Here is a 9,344-nt window from a genome sequence, read left to right as displayed (position 1 = left end):
CCCACCCCACCAACCCCTCATCATCTCCGCCCACAACCACCACACCCTCACCCAACAAGCCACCCGACTCCACCACCACCTCACCAACCACCCCCACCTCAACCCCACCGACGTCGGTTTCTCACTGGACACCACGCGGGCGGTGCTGCCGTGGCGGGCCGCCGTGGTCGGCGGCGACCGGACGGAACTCCTGACCCGGTTGGCCGCCCTGGCCGCCGGGGAATCCGGTCCCGGCGTGCTGCACGGCCGGCTCGCCGGCCCGGACCGCAGACGGGTGGCGTTCCTGTTCACCGGCCAGGGCAGCCAGCGGCTGGGCATGGGCCGCGAGCTGTACGCGCAGCACCAGGTGTTCGCCGAGAGCCTCGACGCGGTCTGCGCCCACCTCGACCCCGAACTGCCCCGCCCGTTGCGGACCGTGCTGTTCGCCGAACCCGGCACCGCCGACTCCGCCCTGCTGGACCAGACCAGGTACACCCAGGCCGCCCTCTTCGCCGTCGAGGTGGCGCTGTACCGGACGGTCGAGCGGTACGGGATCAGGGCGGACTACCTGTTGGGGCACTCGATCGGTGAGGTCACCGCCGCCCACCTGGCCGGCGTCTGGGACCTGCGCGACGCCTGCACGGTGGTGGCCGCCCGTGGCCGGCTCATGCAGTCCGCCCGGGAGGACGGCGCGATGCTGGCGGTGCAGGCCGGCGAGGACGAGGTGCGCTGCGCGATAGCCGAGTTGCCGGCACCGGCCGGGGTGGCCGTCGCGGCGCTCAACGCACCGGCGGCGACAGTCGTCTCGGGGGACCGCGCCGCGGTGGACACCCTCGCCGCGACGCTGCGGGCCCGGGGCACCCGGACACACCGGTTGCCGGTCAGTCACGCCTTCCACTCCGCGCACATGGACGAGGTGCTCGACGCGTTCCGTACCGTGCTGGCCGGGCTGACCTTCCACGAGCCGTCGATCCCGATCGTGTCGAACCTCACCGGCGCCCTCGCCGATCCCGCCGAACTGGTCACGCCTGACTACTGGGCCCGGCAGATCCGCGGCACCGTCCACTTCCACCAGGGCGTCCTGTCGCTCGACTCGCTCGGGGTCGGCGGCTACCTGGAGATCGGTCCGGCCGGCGTGCTCACCGCGCTGGCCCGGGAGTGCCTGCCCGACGCCGACCCCGACCTCGTCCTCACCCCGCTGCTCGATGCCAGGACGTCCGAGTCGTCCGCCGTCACCACCGCGCTCACCCGGCTCCGGCTCGCCGGCACCCCGTGGGACGCCACGGCGGTGTTCCCGGGCGGCCGCCGGACCACCCTGCCGACGTACGCGTTCCACACCCGACGGTACTGGTTGCCGACGCCGGCCGCCGACGGTGGCAGCCTGGGCCATCCGCTGCTGCACACCGCCGTGGAGCTGGCCGGACGCGACGCCCACGTGTTCAGCGGTCAGGTCGACCTGGCCACCGCGCCGTGGCTCGCCGACCACCGCATCCAGGGGGTGGTGCTGCTGCCCGGCACCGCCCTGCTGGAACTGGTGCTCCGGGCCGGCGAGGAGATCGGCTGCGCACAGGTGGCGGAGCTGTCGGTGCTCCGGCCGCTGGTGGTGCCCGACCACGGACCCCTGCACCTGCAACTGCTCGTGACCGAACCGGACGCGCACGGCGCGCGCGGGGTGGAACTGCACGCCCGTGCCGACGGGCAGCAGCCGTGGACGTCCCACGCCACCGGCACCGTCGCCCCGGCGCAGGACGCCGGTGCCGCGGAGCTGCTGGCCTGGCCACCGCCGGACGCCGTGGAGGTGGACCTCGACGGCGGTTACGACCGGCTCGCGGAACAGGGCCACGAGTACGGCCCGGCGTTCCGTGGCCTGCGCCGGATGTGGCGTGCCGACGCGGTGCACTACGCCGAGGTGGCGCTGGACGAGGCGGACCGTGCCGCCGCCGGAGGCTTCGTCGTCCACCCGGCGCTGCTGGACGCCGCACTGCACCCACTGCTGCCGATCGCCGCCGGAGACGACGGACGCTCCCTCGTGCCGTTCGCCTGGTCGCAGGTGCGGGTCGTGGCGGCGGGCGCGACGACCCTGCGGGTCAGGCTCGTGGAGACCGGCCCGGACACCGTGGCGCTGACCGTCACCGACGGCGGCGGCGCCCTCGTCGCCCGGATCGGGTCACTGACCCTGCGCCCACCCGTCGCACAGCCGGGGCGCGACGTCGTCGCGGACGCGCTGCTACGGGTCGACTGGGTGCCGGCGCCGGCGGGGCCGCCCGCCCGGCCGACGGCCCAGTGGTGGACCGACGACCTCGCCGTCACCGGGGACGCGGTGCCCCCGTTGGTGGTGGTGCCCGTGCCGGCGACGGACGCTGATCCGGGTGCGGTGGTCCGGCACGCCCTCGACGTCGTACAGCGCTGGCTGGCCGACGACCGGTTCGCCGACGGCCGGCTCGTCCTGCTGACCCGGGGGGCGGCCGGGCCGGGCCCACCGACCCGCGCGGGCCTGGCGCAGGCCGGGGTGTGGGGCCTGGTCCGCTCCGCGCAGACCGAGCAACCGGGAAGGATCGTCCTGGTCGACGCGGACGAGCCCGACGAGGCGGTGGTGGGCGCGGCCGTGGCCCTCGGCGAGCCGCAGGTGGCGGTCCGCGCCGGGCAGATGTTCGTACCCCGGTTGGCCCGCGCCACCGGCGGACCCCGGTCCGAGGGGCCGCGCTGGGACGCGGGCACCGTCCTCGTCACCGGTGCGACCGGCTCACTGGGCCGGGTCCTGGTCCGGCACCTGGTGCACGAGCACGGCGTCCGGGACCTGCTCCTGGTCAGTCGGCAGGGGGCGGACGCCCCGCACGCGGCGGAGCTGGCCGAGGAACTGGCCGGGTCGGGGACCCGGGTCCGGTTCGCCGCCTGCGACGTCGCCGACCGGGCGGCGCTGGCCGCCGTCCTCGCCGAGCATCCCGTGCACGCCGTCGTGCACACGGCGGGGGTGCTGGACGACGGCGTGGTGACCGCGCTGACCGACGACCAGCTGGCCGGGGTGCTGCGCCCCAAGGTGACGGCGGCGGCGAACCTGCACGAGCTCACCCTCGGCCTGGATCTCGCGGCGTTCGTGCTGTACTCGTCGGTGGCCGGGGTGCTGGGCACCGCCGGGCAGGCCAACTACGCGGCCGGCAACACCTACCTCGACGCGCTCGCCGCCCACCGACGCGCCGAGGGGTTGCCCGGCACCTCCCTGGCCTGGGGTCTGTGGGAGCAGGCGAGCGAGCTGACCGGCCACCTGACCGACGGCGACCGCCAACGGCTCAGCCGGTCCGGTCTGCGACCGCTGGCCAGCGACGAGGCGATGGTCCTCTTCGACGCCGCGGTGTCCGGCGACGATCCGGCGTACGCGCTGACCCGGCTCGACCTGGCCACGCTGCGGGCCGGTGACGAGGTGCCCCCGATGCTGCGCGGACTGGTTCCCGCCCCCGCGCGCCCCCGGTCCGGCGCGCCGGCCACCGGTGCGCCCGCAGGTCCGCGACTGGCCGACCTGCCACCCGCGCAGCGCCGGCACGTCCTCACCGACCTGGTCCGTAACCAGGTGGCGGCGGTCCTCGGCCACGGCGACCCAACCGGACTCGACGGCGCCCGGGCCCTACAGGACCTGGGCCTGGACTCGCTGACCGCCGTGGAGCTGCGCAACCGACTCGGCCACGCGGTCGGCGTACGGTTGCCCGCCGCGGTGGTCTTCGACCATCCCACGGTCGACGCCCTCGCCGCCTTCATCGACGACCTCGTCGGACCCGCCGAGGGGGCCGAAGCCGAGGCGCTGCTGACCGACCTGGACCGCCTCGGTCAGACCCTGCGGGCGGCGGTCGAGGGCGGTGTCCTGGGCGAGGCACACGATCCGATCACGGCGCGGCTGCGCGACCTGCTCCGGGTCGTCACGACCGACGCCGACGCCGACGCCGACCTGGACGTGGCAAGTGACGAGGAGCTGTTCGCGCTGATCGACGAGGGCGACTGACCGGCCGCCCGCACCTGGCCCTGACGCAACGAACCCGGAGAGTTGGGAAGACGTGGCTGACGAGGACAAACTCCGCGAATATCTGAAGCGGGCCGTCGCGGACGTGCGGGAGGCGCGACGCCGCCTCCAGGAGGTCGAGGACCGGCAGCAGGAGCCCATCGCCATCATCGGCATGGGCTGCCACTACCCCGGCAACGCCAACACCCCCGACGAACTCTGGCACCTCATCACCACCACCACCGACGCCATCACCACATTCCCCACCAACCGAGGCTGGCACCTCGACACCCTCTACCACCCCGACCCCGACCACCCCGGCACCACCTACACCCAACACGGCGGCTTCCTCCACAACGCCGACCAATTCGACGCCGAATTCTTCAACATGTCACCCCGCGAAGCCACCGCCACCGACCCCCAACAACGACTCCTCCTCCACACCGCCTGGGAAACCCTCGAACACGCAGGCATCAACCCCACCACCCTCCACGGCACCAACACCGGAGTCTTCACCGGCGCCATGTACAGCGACTACGGCTCCCGGCCCGACCTGCCGCCGGACGGCTTCCAGGGTCACCTGTTCAGCGGGAGCGCCGGAAGCATCGCCTCGGGCCGGTTGGCGTACACCCTCGGGTTGGGGGGCCCGGTGGTGACCGTGGACACGGCCTGCTCGTCGTCGCTGGTCGCCCTGCACCTGGCGGCGACCGCGCTGCGTCGGGGCGAATGCGACCTGGCGCTGGCCGGTGGGGTCGCCGTCATGTCGACGCCCGTGGCGTTCGTCGAGTTCTCCCGCCTGCGCGGCCTCGCCGACGACGGGCGGTGCAAGTCGTTCTCCGCGCACGCCGACGGCACCGGCTGGTCCGAAGGGGTCGGCCTGCTGCTCGTCGAGCGCCTCACCGACGCGCTGCGCCACGGCCACCGGGTGCTGGCCGTCGTGCGGGGCAGCGCCGTCAACTCCGACGGGGCCTCCAACGGCCTCACCGCGCCCAGCGGCCCCGCCCAGGAGCGCGTCATCCGGCGCGCGCTCGACGCCGCCGGGCTCCGCCCCGCCGACGTCGATCTCATCGAGGCCCACGGCACGGGCACCCGCCTCGGCGACCCCATCGAGGCGGAGGCCCTCGCGGCCACCTACGGGCACGACCACTCCCCCGACCGGCCCGCCTGGCTCGGCTCGTTGAAGTCCAACATCGGGCACACCCAGGCCGCCGCCGGGGTCGGCGGCATCATCAAGGTCGTCCAGGCCATCCGGCACGGCCTGCTGCCGCCCACCCTGCACGCCGACGAGCCCACCCCGCACGTCGACTGGGCCACCAGCGGGCTCGCGCTGTTGACCGAGGCCCGACCCTGGCCCGAGCGCGAGGGGCCGCGCCGGGCGGCCGTGTCGTCGTTCGGTTTCGGCGGCACGAACGCCCACGTCGTCCTGGAGCAGGCGCCCGAGCAGCCACCGGCGACCGGCGGGCCGCTGCCGGTGACGCCGTGGCTGGTCTCGGCCCGGACCGCCGACGGCCTGCGGGCCCAGGTGGACCGCCTGACGGAGTTCCTCCGGGAGCAGCCGGACGTCGAGGCCGGCGACGTCGCCCTGTCGTTGGCGCACCGGGGTTCGCTGCCCGTGCGGGCGGTGGCCACCGGCACCGACCGGGCGGCCCTGCTGGCGGCGCTGGCGACCGCGACGCCGACCACCGCCGCCGCCGGAGGTCGCACCGCCTTCCTGTTCACCGGTCAGGGCGCGCAGCACGCCGGCATGGGACGCGAACTACGGGAGGCCTTCCCCGTGTTCCGCGCCGCCTTCGACGAGGTGTGCGCCGCACTGGACCCCCTGCTGCCCCGGCCCCTACGCGAGGTCGTCGACTCCGGCGACGGCCTCGACGACACCGCTTACACCCAGCCGGCCCTGTTCGCCTTCGAAACCGCCCTCTACCGGCTCCTGACCTCGTGGGGCATCACCGCCGACCTGGTCGCCGGACACTCCGTCGGCGAACTCACCGCCGCGTACGTCAGCGGGACACTCACCCTGCACGACGCCGCGACCCTCGTCGCCGCCCGGGCCCGACTGATGCAGGCCCTACCGCCCGGCGGCGCCATGCTCGCCGTCGAGGCCGACGAGCAGGAACTGCTCGGGTGGCTGCCGGAGGGGCTGGACGTGGCCGCGGTGAACGGGCCGCGCGCGGTGGTGCTCGCGGGCGACGAGGACGGCATCGAACGCGCCCGCGTCGAGTGGGCCGGCCGGGGACGCCGGGTCCGCCGCCTGACGGTCTCGCACGCCTTCCACTCGGCGTTGATGGACCCGATGCTGCCCGCCCTACGCGAGACGGCCGCCACCCTCAGCTACGCGGTGCCGGAGATCCCCGCCGTGTCGACGGTGACCGGGGCGCTGGTGACCGGGGAATGGGGCGACCCGGGGTACTGGGCGGGACAGGTCCGGGCGACCGTGCGGTTCGCCGACGCGGTGGCGACGCTGCGCGCCCAGGGGGCGACCACCCTGCTGGAGGTGGGGCCGGACGCGGTGCTGTCGGTGCTGGCCGAGGGCGCGGTGCCGACCTGCCGGCGGGACCGGCCGGAGCCGCAGGCGGTGGTGGCCGCCGCCGGCGCGCTGTGGACACGCGGCGTGTCGGTGGACTGGCCGGCGTACTTCGCCGACGCCGCCGTCAACCGGGTCGACCTGCCCCCGTACGCGTTCGACAACCGCCGTTACTGGCTCGATCCCCGGCCGGCCGCCGCCGACTCCACCGGGCTGGGTCTCGACCCGGCGGGCCATCCGCTGCTCGGCGCGGTGGTCCGCCGGGCCGACACCGACGAGGTGCTGCTGACCGGTCGGCTCTCGGCCGACACCCAACCCTGGCTGGCCGACCATCTCCTGCACGGCCGGGTGGTCGTGCCGGGGACCGCCCTGCTGGAGATGGCGGTCCGCGCGGCCGACGAGACGGGGCTCACCACGGTCCGGGAGCTGACCCTGCTCGCCCCGCTCGTCGTACCCGACGAAGGGGCGGCGCAGGTGCAGGTGGTGGTGGGCCCGACCGGCGACGACGGGAGCCGCCGCGTCGACATCCACGCCCGGACCGTCGACACCGACTGGTACCCGGTCGCCACCGGTCTGCTCACCTCGGACGGGACGTCCACACCGGAGGGCCTGCCCCACTGGCCGCCGGCCGGCGCGGACGAGGTCGACCTGGCCGGGGCGTACGACCGCCTGGTCGCGGCCGGTTACACCTACGGGCCCGCCTTCCGGGGCCTGCGTCGGTTGTGGCGGCAGGGCGACGTACGGTACGCGGAGGTGACTGTCGACGACCCGGACCGGTTCACGATCCATCCGGCCCTGCTCGACGCCGCGCTGCACCCGCTCCTGCCCGGGGTCGTCGACGACCTGCCGGCCCGGATGCCCTTCGCCTGGGCGGGGGTCCGGGTCCGGGCCGCCGGCGCGACGACCCTGCGGGTGCGGCTGACCCCGGTCAGCGGGGACACCGTGGCGGTGCTGGTCGCCGACGGGGCCGGTGGGCCCGTCGCCACCGTCGACGCCCTGTCGTTGCGACCGTTGGCCGTCGCCGCCGATGACGACGGACCGGGCCGCCCGGGTCAGCTGTGGAGCCTGCGGTGGCAGCCGGCCGACCCGGTGGACCCCGGGGCCGGGCGACGCTGGGCGTTGCTCGGCACCGGGCCCGAGGTGGCCTCGCTGGCGTACGCCGACCCCGGGGGAACCTGGCCGGTGCACGCCGAGCTGACCGAGCTGGCGCAGCCGCCGGACGTCCTGATCGCCGTGACACCGTCGGACGTCGCCGACGACGTGGTGGCCGGGACGCACGCCACGGTCAGCTGGGCGCTCGGGGTGTCCCGACGCTTTCTGGCCGACGACCGCTACGCCGACAGCAGGCTGGTGGTGGTGACGAGAGGCGCGGTGGCGGCCCGGCCCGGGGACTCCCCCACGCTGACCCACGCCGCCCTGTGGGGGCTGCTGCGCTCCGCGCAGACCGAACAGCCCGGCCGGCTGACCATCGTGGACCTCGACGACGACGCCACCGCCGCGCAGCTCGCCGGGGCGGTGGCCGGCGGCGAGCCGCAGGTGGCGATCCGCGACGGCCAGCTGCTGGTGCCCCGGCTCGGCCCCGCGGACGGCGTCGGCGTCGGTCGGCGGGAGGACGGCGCGACGGCCGCGCAGGCCCGCCCGCCCCGGTTCGACGAGGGCACGGTGCTGGTCACCGGGGGCACCGGCGTGCTCGGTGCGATGGTCGCGCGGCACCTGGTGACCGCCCACGGCGCCCGTCGACTGCTGCTGGTCAGTCGGGCCGGTGGCCGCGCCGAGGGCGTCGCCGCGCTGCGGGACGAGCTGACGGCGCTGGGCGCGGAGGTCTCCTTCGCCGGCTGCGACGTCGCCGACCGGGACGCGCTGGCCGAGGTGCTCCGTGCGGTGCCGTCCGACCGGCCGCTGCGGGCGGTCGTACACACCGCAGGTGTCACCGACGACGGCGTCCTCACGGCGCTCACCGCCGAGCAGGTCGACGCGGTGCTGCGACCCAAGGTCGACGCGGCCTGGCACCTGCACCAGCTCACCCTCGACCGGGAGTTGTCGGCGTTCGTGCTGTACTCCTCGCTCGCCGGTCTGGTGGGGACCGCCGGTCAGGCGAACTACGCGGCCGGTAACGCCTTCCTCGACGCGCTCGCCGCCCACCGGCGGGCCGCCGGCCTGCCGGCGGTCTCCCTGGCCTGGGGGCTGTGGGAGCAGTCGAGCGGACTCACCGGGCGGTTGGCGGAGGCGGACCTGCGCCGGTTGGCCCGCAGCGGGCTGCGTCCGCTCTCCTCCGCCGCCGGACTGGCCCTGTTCGACCAGGCCCTGTCCGGTGGTGCGGCCCTGTACGCCGCCACCGCCCTGGATCTCGGACAGCTGCGGCGTAGCGCCGAGCCACCGGTGCTGCTGCGTGGTCTCGTACCGGCGGGGCGTCCGTCGGCGCGGGCGTCGGCGTCCCCCGGACAGGGCCTCGGCGCGCAGCTCGCGGCGCTGTCGGTGACCGAACGCGACCGGGTGGTGGCGGACCTGGTCCGGACCCGGTTGGCGGGTGTCCTGGGCCATGCCGACGCCGTGGCGTTGGTGGCCGAGCGTCCGCTACAGGAACTGGGGCTGGATTCGTTGACGGCGGTCGAGCTGCGCAACCAGCTCGCCGCCGCCACCGGGCTGACGCTGCCGACCACGCTGGCCTTCGACCATCCGTCGGTGGGGGCGTTGACCCGCTACCTGCTCGACCGCCTCACCAACACCACCGCGACCACCACCGCCGTCACCCGCACCACCACCCACACCACCGACGAACCCATCGCCATCATCGGCATGGGCTGCCACTACCCCGGCAACGCCAACACCCCCGACGAACTCTGGCACCTCATCACC

At 75.2% G+C, this 9,344-nt stretch carries 2 protein-coding genes; both read left to right on the top strand.

Annotated elements, in window-relative coordinates:
• On the top strand, positions 1 to 3,970 hold a 3,970-nt coding region (locus JQN84_RS31085), incomplete at its 5' end, for a type I polyketide synthase (RefSeq protein WP_204962152.1).
• A gap of 52 nt (positions 3,971 to 4,022) precedes the next feature.
• Positions 4,023 to 9,344, top strand: a 5,322-nt coding sequence (locus JQN84_RS31080; protein WP_204962151.1) for a type I polyketide synthase, incomplete at its 3' end; no start/stop codon positions are given.

This window comes from Micromonospora humidisoli (genome assembly GCF_016900955.1).
GTDB classification, from domain to species: Bacteria; Actinomycetota; Actinomycetes; order Mycobacteriales; family Micromonosporaceae; genus Micromonospora; species Micromonospora wenchangensis.
This window is presented reverse-complemented; position numbering and strand designations above follow the sequence as displayed.